We start from the raw sequence: 16,985 nt of genomic DNA, 5'->3' as shown, positions 1-16,985 counted from the left end.
AAGTCTCTGTCTCACGCGAAGCGTCACGCCCGTTCAAAGGCATTTTTTTATCCTCTGTTGGCGCAACGGGCCTATTCTTGAAAAAAGACCATGGGCTCACAGAGCTCACGGTCTTGCAAAATATCAAACAAGAAGGTTTGATCATCTTCATGGAAACTCTTTTGCAAAAGCTTCAGCGGATTCATTGCCGGGAACACGGATGCGATGCAGTGTGAGTAACCCTTGCTGGGGAGTGGCGAGTCCGTTTCTGGTTGTGACGGCAAACTCAAATCCCGCTTTCTCTGTTTCCTTCACTGTCGCGTCGTCATAGCGGCCTGCAGGATAAGCGAAGGCGATCACGGGACAACCAATCTGCTCCTCGATCGCTACTTTCGATCCGTGAATTTCTTCCCATTTTTGTTTTTCCGAAAGCTTTGTCAGATCCAAATGAGAAACCGTATGAGCACCGATTTCGATGACACCGGATTGTTGCATTTCCTTGATTTCATCCCATGAGAGATTGTTTTTGCCCCCCACAAAACCGGAGACAACAAAGATCGTCGCTTTCAGACCCAATCTTTTCAGAACCGGAAAGGCAACTGTATAGTTATCTTTATACCCGTCATCAAATGTGATTATGATGGGTTTGCTGGGGAGAGGTCTACCTTCCTTCCAGTCTTCCAAGTCTTTGAATGTGATTGCATGATAGCCGGTATCTTTAAGATGTTGCATTTCCGCTTCGAATGTATCGGGTGAGACCATCAACGTATTTTTAGGGTCTGAGTGAATCGAATGATACATTAAGATCGGGACAGGTCCGTGATATGTGCGCGGAATGTCAGCGTCCTCTTGTGGATGTTGAGACATTTCCGGCATGGGTTTTGCTTTGTGAACATCAAGAGGTTCCGCCTGAATGGATGGTGACGGCGGCTCAACTGTAGGGCTTACAGTCGAATGGACGCCACAACCTGCGAGTAGAAACGTGATCAAAATTGCCGAGAATAAGCCGACCGGTTTGTTCATAAGAGCGAAACCCTCTTTCTATCATCACTGCAAGTTCATACTAATTATTATAAGATTGGATAGAAAGATAGAAAAGATTAAAAAAGATTAAATCATACTGCAATCGCCGAATAAAAAGGTAGAATCATCAAATAAAACGGATGATTAGAAATTTTATTATGTGAGCGCAAAGAGGCTCATCTCAATATCTGCACTGCATGGGACATTGAAGGCTTACTTGAAAATTAGTGCTTGGGTGGATGTATCGCTTTGCGCTTGGGTTCGATGAAGGTCCAGCGGTCATATGCTTTGCGTTCGTGCTCCGTGGAGATCGTCTCGCTTCCAGACATTAAAAAATCCCGTTTGTCACAACCATCAAATGGATTGTGCAAACGGGATTTTACGATTGTAAAAATTGAACGGCCAATTCTCCGCTTTTCTCCGCTTCCAGTTTGAGTGCTTGCATGTGTTCATGCATGATCTGTTTGAGCATTTCAAGGTTGTCGATACAGTGCTGCACGCGTGTTTTCAGATGATCGTATGTAACCGAATCGACGGAAAGTCCTGTCGCGATCCCGACTCGCTGCACAAATCGGTCGATCTTCGGATCATACGAGAGTGGAACGAACGGGACATCGTACAAAGCTGCCAAGATCAACGAATGTAAACGCATCCCGATGATCATGTCCATGTTCGCGATGATACTCGAGATGTCACGGAATGTGAATTGTTCATCGAGAAGGGTTGCAGCCTCTTTCATATGTTCAGCGATTTGTTTGGACGCCCCTACATCTCCAGGGTACTGCATGGGTATAAACACAACGCGCCAGCCCATGCGCACCAAGTCGTCACATACGCGAGCCAGCACTTGAAGATAGGGGTGGTCGGTTGCCCAATTGCGCACGGCAACCCCAACGAGGGGTTGTTTCCGATGCGAGGTCGATGGTTCCAATCCATAGCGGGAGAGGATCTTCCATCCGTCATCTTTGGGGAACTGTTCCGTATCGATGACGAGAGCCGGATCTGCAGTCACATGGATCGGAGGCTTGGTCACTCCCAGTGTAAGCAGATCGGTTCGCGATTTGTCATCGCGTACAGTGATCATATCCACCCGATTGACAACGCGCTGGATCAACTGTTTGGAAAGTTTTTGTGTGACGGGACCAACCCCTTGCGCATAGAAAAAGACCGGTTTTCGCAACGCTTTTGCCAGAGCGACAATCCCCAGGTAATAGAGAATGCTGCGAGGACTCGTCACATCCTGCAGCAGCGTGCCTCCACCCATCACGAGCATGTCGGAGCGAAGAAGTTCGCGAAAGATGACAAATGCGTTCCAGCGGTTATATGCGGGAATTCCAAATAATTCTCTTGTTCTGTCGGGTTGGTTGGACAGGACAACCATCTCTGCGTCGGGCCGGCGTTTCCGGATTCCGGAGAGAATGCCGAAGAGCACCGTGTCGTCACCCAGGTTGTCGAATCCATAATACCCAGAAATTAATATGCGCGACATCGTTCGTCCCTTCCTCACATCGTTCATGCGGACACGTCCGGTACACATTCAGCATTAGTATAACAGGTCAGCCCGTGTATGGAAAGCTTCATACCGGAAAGGAAGCGTGTGGAGGGATTCTTACGTCTCCTTCGGTCATACTAACGGTATGGATTTTTTGCAGAAAGGAGCGAATCCGTATGTCTTTACTTTCTTTTTTACGAGTGATTGGAATCATCATCGCTCTTATCCTCATTGGCGGGTTAACCTTTCTATATGGATTCGCATACAAAATCTATGATCAACCGGGGCTAAAGTCTGACCTACACAATCTTCATTCCTTTTTTCCCGCGCATCCATCGCATGCCGGCGAGCCTTTGGGTGCCGGTTTTGCCGTCGCGCCTTTACCGACGATGAAGTTTCTCTTTCTTGGCGTAGATTCGCGTAACGGGGAGCAAGCCCGTGCCGATACGATTATGGTTGCTATTGTGAATCCGAAAAAACAAGAGATACACATTCTCCCGATCCCGCGCGATACATTTGTTCAAGTGCCGGGTTATGGGTTTACGAAGATCAATCATGCGATGTTTTATGGAGGTGTTCCGCTCATCAAAGAGACCGTATCGCGTTTTCTCTCTGAACCCATCGACTATACAATTGTGGTTGACTTTGAAGGATTTAAACGCGTGGTAGACGAAATGGGAGGCATTCATATTTTTGTGGAAAAAAATATGGATTATGATGATCCGACGGACGGAACCCATATCCACCTGCATCGCGGGGAACAAGTCCTCAATGGTAAGCAAGCGTTAGACTATTCCCGTTTTCGCCATGATGCGGAAGCAGATACGGGCCGTATGCGGAGACAGCAGCAGGTCATACGTGCTATGATACAAGAGGGAAAATCCATGGAATATTGGCCGAAATGGTTCAATATCACACAGATCCTCGGTGATCATGTGAAAACGGATGTTCCGCCGATCACGTTAATTCGCTTGACGAAAGAATTTGTCAGCGGCTTAACTCCTGAAAAGATCCAAACCGAAAGTATTCAGGGGGTAAACCGTATTCATGGATACGATGGGCTTTGGTATTTCTTCGTCACACAAGAGGAACGCAAACGATTGCATGATTGGGTGGAGCGATGGACGCGGGGGAATGAAACGGAATGAATGGTGAAACATTTAGTGATACAAGAATCATGAATGTGGGAGACAGCGCAGTACAACCAAGGATTCCAACTATTGAGATTTTGGGCATTCCTTTTTCCACATTAACGTTTGATGAAACGATAGAACTGCTTGCCGGGTGGATGAAGGAAGATCAGCCACGCCAGGTGGTAACCGCCAATCCGGAATATGTCATGATTGCCAAAGAAAATCCGCAGCTTGCGGCGATTTTGCGCGAGGCGGATCTGGTGACTCCGGACGGAATCGGCGCCGTTATGGCAGGAAGGCTGTTTGGCGCTCCTTTGGAGGGAAGAGTGACAGGGGCGGACATGCTTCCCCGATTGCTTGACATTTGCGACCGGGAAAAATACCGTGTATATGCTTTGGGATCCAAACCGGAAGCCAATCAATTGGCTTTGCAAAGATTCCGGAGGGAATATCCGCACGTTCATTTTGCCGGGCGGGACGGGTATTTTATAGAATCGGATGTCCCTGACATTTTGGACGAGATCAAACAACACCGTCCCCATCTCTTGCTGGTGGGGCTCGGTATGGGAAAACAGGACGCCTTTATCGCAAAATATAAAAAGGAACTGGGAGTGCCCGTATCCATTGCCATCGGTGGCAGCTTAGACGTTTTTGCCGGCACGGTCAAACGTGCACCTCTCATCTGGCAAAAAATGCACATCGAATGGCTGTATCGTTTGTTGAAACAACCGTCCCGTTGGAGAAGGCAATTGGTGTTACCGAAGTTTGCTATTTTGGTGCTGTCGGCTTATATACGCGGTCGATTTCAAAAGAACTGAATCTCAACGAGGCAAAGTTTGCTCAGAACCCCATCTTTTTTACAGGTTGAAATACACTCCTTCGCAAACAATAGGTATACCGGTGATCCATCGAGATTACCGGAATCACGCAAAGGAGTGATCCTTTATGGCAAAAGGGCAAAAGCGTAACACATTATTGGTGCCTGCAGCGCATAAAGCGTTGGATGATATGAAATACGAAATTGCCGCCGAATTGGGACTACCTGTCTATCAAGGCAGCGAAGACTATTGGGGTGAAATTCGCACGCGCGACGCCGGTGCCGTAGGTGGTTCGATCACAAGAAAATTGGTTGCATTTGCGCAACAACAGTTGGCGAATCAAGGAACCAACAAGTAAAGATTGCCAAAGTAAGTCCTCATAGGGATTGCTCATCATTGAATAGAATCATACAAGGAAGCGTTCGTGTATACCGAGCGCTTCTTTTCTATAGTCCCCCATACCGCAAGCGGCGCCATCAGAAGATGAAAAGTGACATTGGGTGGGCGTAATGCTTTGCGTGAGACAGCGACTTTGGAGGTCGTCTCGCGACATCTGAACATTGTTCCGTGCGAGACGACCTCCACGGAGCGCGAACGCAAAGCATACGCCCACCAAACTACACATTTTCAAGGGAGTATGTGACAGAATGAAAATGTAATACGTGAACATGATTCATGATTGACACGCTACATAAATTGGGATACTATCGTGTGTGATTGCGAAGTTCGTGATCATTTGGATTTAAAGGGGGTTCCTCATGATGTCCCAACGACGCTATCTGTTTACTTCGGAATCTGTAACCGAAGGACATCCCGATAAAATTTGTGACCAGATATCGGATGCCGTACTGGATGCCATTCTGGCGAAGGATCCGTCCGCGCGCGTGGCTTGCGAAACGTCTGTGACGACAGGCTTGGTGCTCGTTGCCGGCGAGATCACGACATCCACTTACGTCGATATTCCCAAGGTTGTGCGTGAAACGATTCGCGAGATCGGTTATACGCGTGCGAAGTACGGTTTTGATGCGGAAACGTGTGCGGTGATTACATCCATCGACGAACAGTCGCCCGATATCGCGATGGGCGTAAACAAGGCGCTCGAAGCGCGTACCGGTGAAATGACGGAAGAGGAAATCGAAGCGATCGGTGCAGGCGACCAAGGGCTGATGTTCGGTTTTGCATGCAATGAGACGCAAGAATTAATGCCGCTGCCGATTTCGCTTGCACATAAACTGGCTCGCCGCCTTTCCGAAGTGCGCAAGAACGGTACGTTGCCCTATTTGCGTCCCGACGGAAAGACGCAGGTGACGATCGAATATGTTGATGGGAAGCCACACCGCGTCGACACGATCGTAATTTCCACTCAACATTCGGAAGATGTGTCCCTGGAAACGATCCAAAAAGATCTGCATGAACATGTGATCAAGCCTGTCGTTCCGCAGGAATTCATCAATGCCGAAACCAAATATTTCATTAATCCAACGGGTCGCTTCGTCATCGGAGGCCCCCAAGGAGATGCCGGTTTGACCGGACGTAAAATCATTGTTGACACGTACGGCGGATACGCTCGTCACGGCGGTGGCGCTTTCTCCGGGAAAGACCCGACGAAAGTCGACCGTTCCGCTGCATACGCTGCCCGTTATGTAGCGAAGAATATCGTTGCCGCAGACCTTGCGGATCGATGCGAAGTACAGCTGGCTTATGCGATCGGGGTGGCCAAGCCTGTTTCCATCATGGTGGATACCTTTGGTACGGGCAAGATTCCCGAAGAGAAAATCGTAGAATTGGTCAAACAAAACTTCGATCTTCGTCCAGCCGGAATCATCAAGATGTTGGATCTGCGTCGTCCGATCTATCGGCAAACGGCTGCCTATGGTCATTTTGGCCGAAACGACCTGGATCTGCCATGGGAACGAACGGACAAAGTCGCTGCGCTCCGTCAAGGTGCCGGTCTGTAATGGAAGAACCCCTTTTGCTCATGCAAGCAAAAGGGGTTGTTCTTTTTTCCATATCGTTTGGCAAAAGACGTTCGTTTCTTCGATCACTTGGGCACAAGCATCATATGCCCCTTGTTGTTGATAGATGTGCAATGCTTTGGAGAGTAGGGATAAAACATCGTCATAACGGCTTGTCCGCATATAGAGCAGGGCGCTCAGATGATAATAAAGTCCCTGTTCAAACGTGTTCCGTTCCAAGAGGGGTTCCGCGCGTTCCAGAGCTTGTTCGGCTTCAAAATACATGCCCTGTTCCAGGTGCATTTTTGCCAATTCCAACTCAGTGGAGGCCACCCGGGAAGAATCCCCAAGCCGTTTGTACTGATAGAGACAATCTTGCAATCGGCGAACGGCTTCTGTGAGATTGCCGCGTTTGGCCAGCATACAGGAGAAACTGCGCAAGACGTCGACCAGCACGAGGGTATGATCCATGTTTTCATACAAAGCATTGGCCTTCTCTGCAAAATCGCATGCCTCTTCATAGTTCATTTGCCGCAATGCATGCAGACCTTTTTCCAGGTACATGCGTCCTCTAGTTTCTTCATTGAGCGCGCTCTGTCCCCATTCGTATGCCATTTGGTAGCATTGATGCGCTTCCTCCGTGCGTCCCAGTTCCTGATAGAGGCTTCCCAGACGCTGGAGCAACTCGATTTTTTCTTCCAAAGGGATCTCGTCATCTTGTTGCATGATCGCGTACGCTTTGCGTAAGTGATACAACGCGACTTGTTTTTTCTCGGAACAACGGGCCAGTTTGCCCAAATACAAAAGACACCTGAAAGCGACCGGGATATTTTTTAAATACAGACTTTTCGTCAATAATTCATCCAGCAGGGACTGCGCCTCTTCATATTTGGCCAGATGAATGTAGCCATTCGCGAGTGTGAGTTCCACATCATCGCGGGGGACTTGCAGCGGCGTTTGTTGCAGCAGGGATTCGAGCATCGAGCATGCGTGCTCAAAATCCCGATTACGGATCAAAGACTGTGCCAATAGTAAAATCGCTTTATGTTTTCCTTGCGGCTGGGTATCTTGAAGCAAATCGGAGAGAGGGCGTTCCAGACGTTCGGCAATCGCCTCCAGGACTGCGTAGGAAGGAGTCGCTTTACCGGCCTCGATTTGACAGATCATGCTGGGTGTGACGATCCCCTCTGCCAATTGCGTTTGTGTCAGACCGATCTCCTTGCGAAATTTACGAATCTTTTCACCGATATGTGCACTCATGGTACAGAATGCCCCCTTTCGTTCATTCGTGTACCTATCGTATCCTGTAACCATGAATCTGCTCAAAACGTGTGAATATCCAAGAAAAATAGGCTGGTGGCTCATAATGATGATTCGCTATGAATAGGAAACGATTTCGCAGGATTTGAATGAAAAGATTGAGAAAAATCAGTTAAATTGATGGATTTTGTCGTAAGAATGCAGAACGTTCACGGTAACAAATTTTTTCGCCCCCCCCCATAAAATGAAATCGAATCGCGAAACCTATGGTATATCACCCTTACCCCATTGCACTTTTGGGCACAGCGAACGCTGTGCCCGTTTTTTTCATTCCCTGTTGCCAGCGTTTTTAAAAGGAATCGCCATGCCTCTGACGTGGACTGGCAGGATTTTTAAGACAGATATGGAATTACAACAATATGTCTACATAAAAAACTTCCTTCGAAGCATACGCGACGAAGCGAATCGCGAATTCTATAGGAAAATGTTAAAGAGAAGGAGAGTGTCGATGGGAAACGAAGTCGATGTGACAATGATCGACCGAGCCATAAACGCTACCTTGCAAGCGATCGATGAGGGCAAACAACAGATTTTTGCGATCGCCGAAAGTGCACGGCTGGAACGTCAGTTGCTTTTGGAAGAACTGGAAGCGATTCAAACCCAGGTGCACAAGATCGTTAAAGAGGTTGATCAACTGGAATCTTCCTATCGACTGGCTCGCTTTCGTCTGGCAGAGATAAGTCGCAATTTTGGCCTGCATCCCGAAGAGAAGATCAAAGAAGTATACGAGGAGGCTCATCGACTGCAAGTCGCGGTGATGGTCTCACGGGAGAGGGAAACGCAATTGCGTTTGCGGAGGGATGAATTGCAACGTCGCCTGAAAAATCTCGAAGAAATGATCAAGAGGGCAGAAGGACTCGTCTCGCAACTGGGGGTTGCATACAGTTATCTGTCCGGAGATTTGAAAAAGATCGGGAGCTACATACAGACGGCAGAAGATAAGAGATTGCTGGGGGTCCAGGTGATTCAGGCGCAAGAAGAAGAGCGCAGACGGGTGGCACGAGAGATACACGACGGACCGGCACAGATGATGGCAAACGTGGCTTTACGGGCGGAGATTTGTGAAAAAATGCTCGATCGCGATATGAATTTTGTTCGCAGGGAATTGCGGGAGTTGAAAGAGACGGTACGCGATTCGTTAATAGAGGTGCGGAAGATCATTTTTGATTTGCGGCCGATGACGCTTGACGACCTTGGTCTTGTGCCGACTCTGCGCCACTATGTGCAGCATTTTCAGGAGAAATACGGGATCGAAGCGCAACTGAAAGTGTTTGGCCCGATGCGCCGTTTTCACGGGGGGCTTGAAATTGCAGTCTTTCGCGCGGTTCAGGAGGCATTGATGAACGTTTGGAAGCACGCGCAAGCATCCCAAGTGATTGTGAAAGTGGAGATCGCGGATACGCACGTTCGCGTTCATATACAGGACAATGGGAAAGGCTTTGATGTGAAGCGGGTCATGGAAAACCGAGAACATGGACGTTTCGGTCTTTTGGGCATGCAAGAGCGCATTCAGTTGTTGGGCGGTGAGATTCATTTTCATTCGCAACCCGGCAACGGAACGAAAATCTTCATTTCACTGCCGATTTCCGAATGAGGGAGAGGTGAGGTGCGATGAAACATGATCCTATAAAGATTTTGCTGGCGGACGATCATACATTGTTTCGACAAGGATTGAGACGCATCTTTGCGTTGGAAGATGATCTCGAAGTTGTCGGTGAAGCGGGTGATGGCGAAGTCGTCGTCGAATTGGCCGATGCTCTTATGCCGCATGTGATCATCATGGATATTAATATGCCGAAGAAAAATGGCGTTGAAGCGACACGCGCGATCAAACAGTTGAATCCGGAGCTCAAAGTGCTCATTCTCTCGATCCATGATGACGAAGAATATGTGTTTGAGACGATCCGCGTGGGGGCAAACGGCTATTTGCTGAAAGACGTGGACTCCGAGTCGCTGCTGGATGCGGTGCGTAAAACGGTCGAAGGGGCATCATTCATTCATCCCAAAGTTACGACGAAGTTGTTGGAAGAGTTTAAACGCTTGAGCCGACAAGCGGCCGAGATGGAGAGCCAGCGTACGATGGAACGGGAAGAGGATGCTTGCCTTCATTTTTCTTTGACACAAAGAGAAAGCGAAATTCTGAAATTGATGGCGGAAGGAAAAAGCAACCGGACGATCGGTGAGGTACTCTATATCTCGGAAAAGACCGTGAAGAATCATGTTTCATCGATCCTTTGCAAACTGGGGGTCGATGACCGGACACAAGCGGTGATCATGGCAGCGAAGAACGGACTGGTCAAGCTGTAACGAACCAATGAAAATGGGCGTGCATACTATGTCACCAAGAGGGAGGTGACCGTTATGCTCGCCCTTTTACTCTGGGGATTCGCGATTTACGGATTGATGATGGCAATCATACATGCAGTCTCCGGCTTATGGAAGTCAACAGCTGCGGAAACGATCACACAAGCTGTCGTACTCATTGTGGAAAACGGTGAGATGTATGTCGAGGGGATTTTGCGCACGATTGTGAGCGCAGCCTCTTTTAACAAGGGAGACGTTCAGGTCATCGTGATCGATACGGGATCAACCGATGCGACAAGCAAGATTGTCAAAACATTTGCGGATCACGAAGAGATGATCGAATTTTACGAAAATATTTCTGACAGTGACATCTCGGAATTGATCCGTTCTCTCCGGAAACAATCGCAACACGTGATTACTCATTTGGATCTGCGCAGATGGGTACATCCCAAGAAGGCGATCCATTTATTGATGCGTATGTTGACAACTTCGGCATAAAATTTTGAAATAAGTCTATGGGCCTATTTGCATATACAAAATCTAGTAGTATATTAAAAGCGAGATGAACAATCGGTTGGCTCCAGTACATCCTGTCTTGCAGGATGTTCGTAAGCTGCCAAATGTTCATCCGTACAAGAGGTTTTCCCCAAGATCCTTTTGTACCCCATACCCCCAATTGATGTAAACGCAAAGAAACTCCTTCGCAATGAAGGAGTTTCTTTGCGTTTGAGATTGCCGGCTATACCTCTGATGGCTGAGATTAGAAACAGTGCGAAAAAGTTCTTGTTTTCCGATTGCGACTTGCTATAATACTTTATATGCAAACTATTTTTTCGCAAAGAAAAAGAGAGGAAGGGGAGTCAGTGAGCACCGTTTCTCGCCAGATTCGGCAATTAATCAAACAGATTAACCAAGGATTCTTTGAATTGGTATCCTCAGAATTATCCCAGTATGGACTGACTGCATCACAATTGCTCGTCCTTCGCTGTCTCAAAGATGGAAGACAGAAAATGTCAGATATCAGCCGTGTGGTAGGACTCACAAACAGCACCGTTTCAGGTATTATTGACCGATTGGAACGATCGGGCTATGTAGAACGCATCCGTGACGAGGAAGATCGGCGTGTCGTGTGGGTAGAGTGTACGGAGAAATTGCGCCAATTGTTTCATTCCATTCCCGTCATGCAGGATTCCTATTTTGATTCTTTGCTCGAAGGAATTACGGAAGAAGAAACACAATCGATTCTCAAATCTCTTCAACTGTTGGCCAACCATATACACGAGAAGGTCTCTCAGCGTAAAGCGTAAATTTTTTTGTCATAAAATTTCGCACCCGAAATATTAGTAAGATCGAATAAATTGCGAAGGGAAGAGGAGAAACGCATGAATCGAAAAGTGATTTTATCCACGATTCTTGCAGCAATTGTTGTGGGGGGAGCAGGGATTGGAGGATATTACTGGTACCAGGCGACGCATTATGTGTCTACAGAAGACGCTCGCATTGACTGTGATCAGTACCGGGTGATGCCGCAGATTTCCGGCGAACTGACACAGATCATCATGAAGGAAGGACAATCCGTTCAGCAGAATGAAGCAGTTGCGCAACAAGATACTTCGAATCTGGATCCGAGCATGATGGATAAAGCGATCTTGCGCGCTCCGATTACGGGGACGATCGTCAAATGGTTTAACAAGGAGCATGAAGTGGTAACTCCCGGCCAAGCGGTCGCCATTGTCGAGAATTTGAACGACACGTATGTATCCGCGAATATTGAAGAGACGTATATTGACAAGATTCATCCCGGCCAGCCGGTGGATATCACGGTCGATGCGCTCAACGGTCTGAAGATGACAGGGACGGTTCGCAAAGTGGATCAAGCATCCAACTCCACGTTTTCCCTGTTGCCGGCTGTCAATACGAGCGGCAACTTCACGAAAGTGACACAGCGAGTCCGTGTGGAAATCGAATTAAACAAGCCCAAAGGCATAACGCTGATTCCGGGAACGAACGTCGAAGTGAAAATACATATCGCGTAAGGGGGATTGCGAAGTGGGAGCAACAGGACTACCTACGGCAACTCCGCCCGGCGAATCGGCCAGCGAACGCTGGCTGGCATTTGCAGCAGTCATCCTCGGAACGTTTGTTACTGTCCTGAATACAAGTTTGATCAATGTGGCCATTCCCAAATTGATCAACACATTCGGTTCAACCACGGATCGCATTCAATGGGTGATCACCGGTTATATGTTAGCTTCCGGTGTGATCATTCCGATCACAGGATTTATGGGGGAACGTTTTGGGTACAAAAAGTTCCTCATCCTGGCTCTGTCTGTTTTTCTCTTGGGCACTCTCCTCAGTGCGGTGGCGTGGAGCGATACATCGCTGATCTTCGCGCGGATCGTCGCGGGAATCGGCGGAGGGGTGATCGCGCCGATCAGTATGGCTCTCGTTTACAGACTGATGCCCCGCGAACAGATCGGGACGGCACTAGGCGTATGGGGCGTTTCCGTCATGGTGGCTCCGGCGATCGGACCCACGCTCAGCGGCTACCTGATTGAATGGATGGATTGGCGGTTTCTTTTTATCATCTGTATCCCCGTGATCGTGCTGGCCATTCTGATGGCCTGGCTTCTGTTAAAAGAGACGGAAACGGTCAAAGGGAAACCGTTTGACATTTGGGGATTCGTTTTTTCCGCCACATCGGCGGGCACCTTGTTGTATGCGTTGAGCAGCGGGCAGAAAGATGGATGGACTTCATTTGAAATCGTTTCTCTGATCTTCATTTCGATTGCGAGTTTCGCGCTGCTCGTTTGGGTGGAAACAGGAAAAGAACAACCGTTAATTCCGCTCGGCTTATTTAAAAATGTTACGTATACGTTGAGCGTAGTAGCCGCCAGTCTCGTAACGATCGGTTTATACGGTGGAGTCTTCCTGATGCCGATCTATTTGCAGAACATTCAAGGCATGGAAGCCATCGATACAGGTCTCTTGTTGATGCCGGCTTCGCTCATCATGGCGTTGACGATGATGATTGCCGGACGGCTGTTTGACAAGTTCGGCGCGATTCCATTGGGTCTGGCCGGGCTGTCGCTTTTGGCTGGAGGGACTTACGAACTCCATGCACTGACGGTTGATACCCCGCATAAATGGGTGCAGGCGGTCTATATCATCCGTTGTATCGGTATTGGATTATGTATGATGCCCTTGTCCACCGCGGGGATGAATGCGATCGCAGCCGTCGATCCGCGGCAAGTGGGCAATGCTTCCGCGCTCTCGAACGTGATCCGGCAGGTCGCATCCTCGTTTGGGATTGCGATTTTGACTATGATCATGCAAGACCGCGCCGCCATGTATGCGCGATACATCGCCGATGCGGTCACGGTGACTTCTTACGGTACGAATCCGGTCTTTCGGGGAACGCAAGGGTTATCCCAATTATCGGGACTTATCATGCAAGATGCGACGACGCGCGGCATCGCGGATGCTTTCTTGTTGTCGTCAATACCTGTCTTTCTGGCCATCCCTCTTGTCCTGTTTTTTAGAAAACCAGCACCCGCGAAGGCGAAGGGGCAGTAAAGGTCAGCAAATCATGGATCGTACGAAAAGGAAGGGAAGAGTCGAATGAGAAGAGTCACAATGGCGTTTGTACTCAGTACATGCTTGTTCGGAACGGCCGTCCTCTCGGGATGTGGCGCGAAAGAGGCTTTTCAACAGGATCAAGGGTCTCCTTTGTCTGTGGAAGTGGCAAAAGCAACAGCGGGATGGATCAGCAAGGGCCCTGTCTATACAGGTACGGTACAACCGGATCAAGAGGTGCAAATCGTCCCGAAAATCGCCGGAAAAATCACCTCCATTCCTGTTTCCGTCGGTTCGCGCGTGAAGGCTGGAGATACGCTGTTCACCTTGGATGACAGGGATCTTCGCAACGCCGTTGCCCGTGCACAGGCGGCTGTGGAAGCGGCACAGGCGGCCGTGCAAACGGCGGAAACGCAGCAGCAAGCTTCGGTGAATCAAGCGAACGGCGCGGCTGTTCAGGCGAAAAGCGGGGTGATCCAGGCGCAAAACGGCCTGACGCAAGCACAGAGCCAAGTGCAGCAGTTGGAAAATGCGTTGACCATCGCGAAACAAGCGTTGGATGACGCGACAACCAACAAGCAACGTTATGAACAATTGTACGCGCAAAATGCGGCCTCGAAGAAGGATTTGGAACAAGCGGAAACAACTTATGTCAATGCGCAAGCGAATTACCAAAGAGCGCAGGAACAATTGGATGCGGCCAAAGGGGCGCTCGCTACTGCGCAACAGGCGCTGGGGAACGCGAATGAGGGCTATCAGACGGCACAGCAACAGGTGGAGGTTGCGCAAAGCACGGCGGGCATCGAAGCGAGCCGCAAAGCTCTTGTTCAGGCACAGGTCAACTTGAAAACCGCGCAGGATCAGCTTGCCGATGCGACCGTCACCTCCCCGATCAACGGGATTATCGGTGTGAAAAACGCGGAGATCGGCGATATGGTCTCTCCGCAAATGCCTCAACCGGTTCTCGTGGTCGCCAACTTGGATACGGTGAAGATTCTCGTCTATGTACCGGCGAATGCAATCAACCATTTGAAAGTCGGCGATCCGGTCATGGTGAAGGCGGTCGCGCTCAACCAGTATTTCAAGGGTCAAGTGAAAAATATCAGTCCTCTCGATGAAAAAGGTAAAGGATATCCGGTGCTGATTTCCGTTCCCAACAAAGACCTGATCCTGAAATCAGGGATGGTGACGGAAGTGAATCTGCTCGCACCTGACGCGAAACAAGGAATCGTTATCCCAACGGCGGCAGTCGTGCAAGACAATGGCAAATCTTATGTCTATGTAGCGGATCACAATCAGGCTCGACGCAAAGAAGTGACCATCGCGCAACAGGAAGGATCCCAAACGCTGGTTACCAGCGGACTGAATGACGGTGACTCGGTGATCACCAGCCAACTCCCTCTGTTGAAAGACAATGCGCAGATTACCGTACAACAGAAAAGTTAACGGTTTTACAGAATGACAAGAACCCTGTGTTCCTATTGGATCACAGGGTTCTTGGTTTTACCTGGCGGTATTAGTCATCATCGAAACACTTGTATTTAGTAAAATTATGTAGAAAAATAGAGGTATATAATTCAATATTAACATCAAACCTTCCGATAATGGCAAACTTGGCGAAAGCCAGGGACGCAAAACTATAGGGGCTACGGTCAGTGACTATGCCAGCCAGTTACCGAAGAGGTGGAATAAAGAATTCCACCATGTTCAAGGTGGAATTCTTTATTTTTTTACGAAAGCAAATTGTACAGATCAAAATTAGAGAGAGAGGAAAATTTAAGACAATGGGGGAAAAGAGATACAAGAATCGTTCGATGGTACATCATTGTTGGACGCATTCGGAAGTTGCCTTCATAAAGGAAAATCTTCATCACATGTCGATCCGGCAACTTTCAATATCTCTAGGGCTTCCATTTTCAAGTGTTCGGCGAAAGGTTGATCAAATAAAAAAAGGGATTATAAAAACAGGTGAACATCTCAGCCGTACTCCGAAAACTGAGACGACATTCTCGGAAGTAATGTTTCTTTACTATCTTCGTCTCATGGCCCGTGAGTGTAAACAAAAAGGTGTAAAGCCCGATGTCTCTTCATTTCTTGATGAATATCGAAAATTAAAAGGGGAATTAGAAGCAACCCCTTTAGCAGAGAAGATCAAAGAACAGATACAATCGATTGGATAGTTCATTTAAAACCGCTTTTCAAGCGGTTTTTTCGTTCGTACTTATAACATTGATAAAAAAGATGCGGTAAGGATAACCGCGAGAAATATAAGAGATTGGATATGTTCAAAGCAATGGGGGATGGGACCCTATGGTTGTATTCTATAGTCTTTCGACAAAAAATGCAATAAATCGACAAAAAATAGCCTAAATATGTCGAAAAATGACGTTGTATTTCCAATGCGAACTGCACAAAAGAAATTCCGGTATATCATTCTAAGACACTTCGCGAGTCAAGCAGTCTCACAAATCTAGACAAGGAGAAATCGCTTTCAAAAAGCAGAAACCAAAATGATTTCCTGTTGCAACAATTTACTGCCAACGAGAATTTAATCGAAATTTGTAGAAACGTGTCGAATTCGAGGGGAATATGGTATAATAGCGAAAAAGTACTAAATTAAACCTTCCGATAAATGGCAAACCTGTCGAAAGCCAGGGACGCAAAACTAGAGGGGCTACGGTCAATGACTATGCCAGCCAGTTACCGAAGAGGTGGAATTTGGAAACCACCTTGAACAAGGTGGGTTTTTTATGCCTTCTTTATATTACAGAAATTTCCGATAAATAAAGGCGAGGTGTAAATACATGGCAACAATAACAAAACAGGAGCTTTTGGAACAACATATTCGATCGATCTTAGAATTGATAGGAGAAAACCCAAATCGAGAAGGACTTCTGGATACGCCCAAGCGGGTATCAAAAATGTACGCAGAAGTTTTCGGAGGAGTAGGGGTAGATCCCAAAACCGCCTTAACCACAACCTTCGAAGAAGAATACGAAGGAATGGTTGTAGTGAAAGACATCAGCTACTATACGTTTTGCGAACACCACCTTATACCTTTCTATGGTAAGGCGCACATCGGGTATATCCCTAATGGACGTGTGGTTGGACTCAGTAAGTTTGCCCGCTTGGTAGAGCTGACATCCAAACGTCCGCAAGTACAGGAACGAATGACACAACAAATCGCGGAGGCGATCACCGATGTTTTGAAACCCGAAGGGGTCATCGTGACATTAGAAGGAACCCATCTATGCATGTGTGCCCGAGGGGTGAAGAAGCCAGGAAGTGTCACAGTAACCACTGTAAAGAAAGGTATATTCCGTAAGAACGAGGCGTTGGTCCGTGAATTCGAGCAATCTTTAATCAGAGAGTAGTAGGAAAAGGA

The 16,985-nt window shown here is 48.0% G+C and carries 16 protein-coding genes and 2 riboswitches; of the genes, 13 read left to right on the top strand and 3 right to left on the bottom strand.

The features are described from left to right. Positions 1–147: 147 nt before the first annotated feature. Together DNHGIG_RS05750 and csaB are read right to left on the bottom strand one after the other, a co-directional pair. Entirely contained in the window at positions 148–1,002 is an 855-nt protein-coding gene (locus DNHGIG_RS05750) for a polysaccharide deacetylase family protein (RefSeq protein ID WP_282198768.1), read from the bottom strand. Between the two features lie 379 nt (positions 1,003–1,381). Next, the gene (gene csaB, locus DNHGIG_RS05745; protein ID WP_282198767.1) at positions 1,382–2,491 is read right to left on the bottom strand and encodes a polysaccharide pyruvyl transferase CsaB; all 1,110 of its coding nucleotides are present in this window, start codon (positions 2,489–2,491) and stop codon (positions 1,382–1,384) included. A 179-nt stretch (positions 2,492–2,670) separates the two neighbouring features. Here csaB and DNHGIG_RS05740 point away from each other — a divergent pair, with 179 nt between their 5' ends. From DNHGIG_RS05740 to metK, 4 genes are all read left to right on the top strand, one after another. Continuing rightward, positions 2,671–3,642, top strand: coding sequence for an LCP family protein (locus DNHGIG_RS05740; RefSeq protein ID WP_282198766.1), 972 nt, complete (start codon positions 2,671–2,673; stop codon positions 3,640–3,642). Next, positions 3,639–4,445: a WecB/TagA/CpsF family glycosyltransferase gene (locus tag DNHGIG_RS05735; protein ID WP_282198765.1), complete on the top strand. Its 807-nt coding sequence runs from the start codon at positions 3,639–3,641 to the stop codon at positions 4,443–4,445. The genes DNHGIG_RS05740 and DNHGIG_RS05735 overlap by 4 nt, the downstream gene beginning before the upstream one ends. Positions 4,446–4,572: 127 nt before the next feature. Beyond that, entirely contained in the window at positions 4,573–4,803 is a 231-nt protein-coding gene (locus DNHGIG_RS05730; protein WP_282198764.1) for an alpha/beta-type small acid-soluble spore protein, read from the top strand. A 403-nt stretch (positions 4,804–5,206) separates the two neighbouring features. Continuing rightward, positions 5,207–6,403, top strand: coding sequence for a methionine adenosyltransferase (metK, locus tag DNHGIG_RS05725; RefSeq protein WP_282201362.1), 1,197 nt, complete (start codon positions 5,207–5,209; stop codon positions 6,401–6,403). Positions 6,404–6,421: 18 nt separating this feature from the next. Here the strand turns inward: metK and DNHGIG_RS05720 are convergent, their stop codons facing one another. Further along, entirely contained in the window at positions 6,422–7,660 is a 1,239-nt protein-coding gene (locus tag DNHGIG_RS05720; protein WP_282198763.1) for a helix-turn-helix domain-containing protein, read from the bottom strand. 508 nt (positions 7,661–8,168) lie between these two features. Here DNHGIG_RS05720 and DNHGIG_RS05715 point away from each other — a divergent pair. From DNHGIG_RS05715 to folE, 9 genes are all read left to right on the top strand, one after another. Next, complete coding sequence (locus DNHGIG_RS05715) at positions 8,169–9,314, top strand: sensor histidine kinase (protein WP_282198762.1); 1,146 nt, start codon at positions 8,169–8,171, stop codon at positions 9,312–9,314. A 17-nt stretch (positions 9,315–9,331) separates the two neighbouring features. Further along, positions 9,332–10,027 carry a response regulator gene (locus DNHGIG_RS05710; protein ID WP_282198761.1) on the top strand — a complete coding sequence of 232 codons (696 nt, stop codon included), beginning with the start codon at positions 9,332–9,334 and terminating at the stop codon, positions 10,025–10,027. A 54-nt stretch (positions 10,028–10,081) separates the two neighbouring features. After that, a complete protein-coding gene (locus DNHGIG_RS05705; protein WP_282198760.1) occupies positions 10,082–10,522 on the top strand; it encodes a glycosyltransferase in 441 nt (146 codons plus the stop codon). A 365-nt stretch (positions 10,523–10,887) separates the two neighbouring features. Then, a complete protein-coding gene (locus DNHGIG_RS05700; protein WP_282198759.1) occupies positions 10,888–11,331 on the top strand; it encodes a MarR family winged helix-turn-helix transcriptional regulator in 444 nt (147 codons plus the stop codon). Between the two features lie 75 nt (positions 11,332–11,406). Beyond that, positions 11,407–12,060, top strand: coding sequence for an HlyD family secretion protein (locus tag DNHGIG_RS05695; protein WP_282198758.1), 654 nt, complete (start codon positions 11,407–11,409; stop codon positions 12,058–12,060). Between the two features lie 13 nt (positions 12,061–12,073). Further along, positions 12,074–13,600 carry a DHA2 family efflux MFS transporter permease subunit gene (locus DNHGIG_RS05690; protein WP_282198757.1) on the top strand — a complete coding sequence of 509 codons (1,527 nt, stop codon included), beginning with the start codon at positions 12,074–12,076 and terminating at the stop codon, positions 13,598–13,600. A 45-nt stretch (positions 13,601–13,645) separates the two neighbouring features. After that, positions 13,646–15,046 (top strand): efflux RND transporter periplasmic adaptor subunit, encoded by a 1,401-nt coding sequence (locus DNHGIG_RS05685; RefSeq protein WP_282198756.1) that lies wholly within the window; start codon positions 13,646–13,648, stop codon positions 15,044–15,046. A gap of 150 nt (positions 15,047–15,196) precedes the next feature. Further along, a riboswitch (cyclic di-GMP riboswitch) is annotated at positions 15,197–15,280 on the top strand. 104 nt (positions 15,281–15,384) lie between these two features. Continuing rightward, on the top strand, positions 15,385–15,780 hold the full coding sequence (locus DNHGIG_RS05680; protein ID WP_282198755.1) for a hypothetical protein: 396 nt from the start codon (positions 15,385–15,387) through the stop codon (positions 15,778–15,780). Between the two features lie 444 nt (positions 15,781–16,224). Next, a riboswitch (cyclic di-GMP riboswitch) is annotated at positions 16,225–16,308 on the top strand. Between the two features lie 96 nt (positions 16,309–16,404). Next, on the top strand, positions 16,405–16,974 hold the full coding sequence (folE, locus tag DNHGIG_RS05675) for a GTP cyclohydrolase I FolE (RefSeq protein ID WP_282198754.1): 570 nt from the start codon (positions 16,405–16,407) through the stop codon (positions 16,972–16,974). Positions 16,975–16,985 lie beyond the last annotated feature (11 nt).

Origin of the sequence: Collibacillus ludicampi, from assembly GCF_023705585.1 — a bacterium.
Taxonomy (GTDB): domain Bacteria; phylum Bacillota; class Bacilli; order Tumebacillales; family BOQE01; genus Collibacillus; species Collibacillus ludicampi.
This window is presented reverse-complemented; position numbering and strand designations above follow the sequence as displayed.

What these genes read in the sequence shown, in the direction of transcription:
- DNHGIG_RS05710 (WP_282198761.1), top strand. Translation starts at nt 9,332, where the DNA reads ATGAAACATGATCCTATAAAGATTTTGCTGGCGGACGATCATACATTG.
- DNHGIG_RS05720 (WP_282198763.1), bottom strand. Translation starts at nt 7,660, where the DNA reads ATGAGTGCACATATCGGTGAAAAGATTCGTAAATTTCGCAAGGAGATC.
- metK (WP_282201362.1), top strand. Translation starts at nt 5,207, where the DNA reads ATGTCCCAACGACGCTATCTGTTTACTTCGGAATCTGTAACCGAAGGA.
- DNHGIG_RS05735 (WP_282198765.1), top strand. Translation starts at nt 3,639, where the DNA reads ATGAATGGTGAAACATTTAGTGATACAAGAATCATGAATGTGGGAGAC.
- DNHGIG_RS05715 (WP_282198762.1), top strand. Translation starts at nt 8,169, where the DNA reads ATGGGAAACGAAGTCGATGTGACAATGATCGACCGAGCCATAAACGCT.
- DNHGIG_RS05730 (WP_282198764.1), top strand. Translation starts at nt 4,573, where the DNA reads ATGGCAAAAGGGCAAAAGCGTAACACATTATTGGTGCCTGCAGCGCAT.
- DNHGIG_RS05750 (WP_282198768.1), bottom strand. Translation starts at nt 1,002, where the DNA reads ATGAACAAACCGGTCGGCTTATTCTCGGCAATTTTGATCACGTTTCTA.
- DNHGIG_RS05695 (WP_282198758.1), top strand. Translation starts at nt 11,407, where the DNA reads ATGAATCGAAAAGTGATTTTATCCACGATTCTTGCAGCAATTGTTGTG.
- folE (WP_282198754.1), top strand. Translation starts at nt 16,405, where the DNA reads ATGGCAACAATAACAAAACAGGAGCTTTTGGAACAACATATTCGATCG.
- DNHGIG_RS05740 (WP_282198766.1), top strand. Translation starts at nt 2,671, where the DNA reads ATGTCTTTACTTTCTTTTTTACGAGTGATTGGAATCATCATCGCTCTT.
- DNHGIG_RS05680 (WP_282198755.1), top strand. Translation starts at nt 15,385, where the DNA reads ATGGGGGAAAAGAGATACAAGAATCGTTCGATGGTACATCATTGTTGG.
- csaB (WP_282198767.1), bottom strand. Translation starts at nt 2,491, where the DNA reads ATGTCGCGCATATTAATTTCTGGGTATTATGGATTCGACAACCTGGGT.
- DNHGIG_RS05705 (WP_282198760.1), top strand. Translation starts at nt 10,082, where the DNA reads ATGCTCGCCCTTTTACTCTGGGGATTCGCGATTTACGGATTGATGATG.
- DNHGIG_RS05685 (WP_282198756.1), top strand. Translation starts at nt 13,646, where the DNA reads ATGAGAAGAGTCACAATGGCGTTTGTACTCAGTACATGCTTGTTCGGA.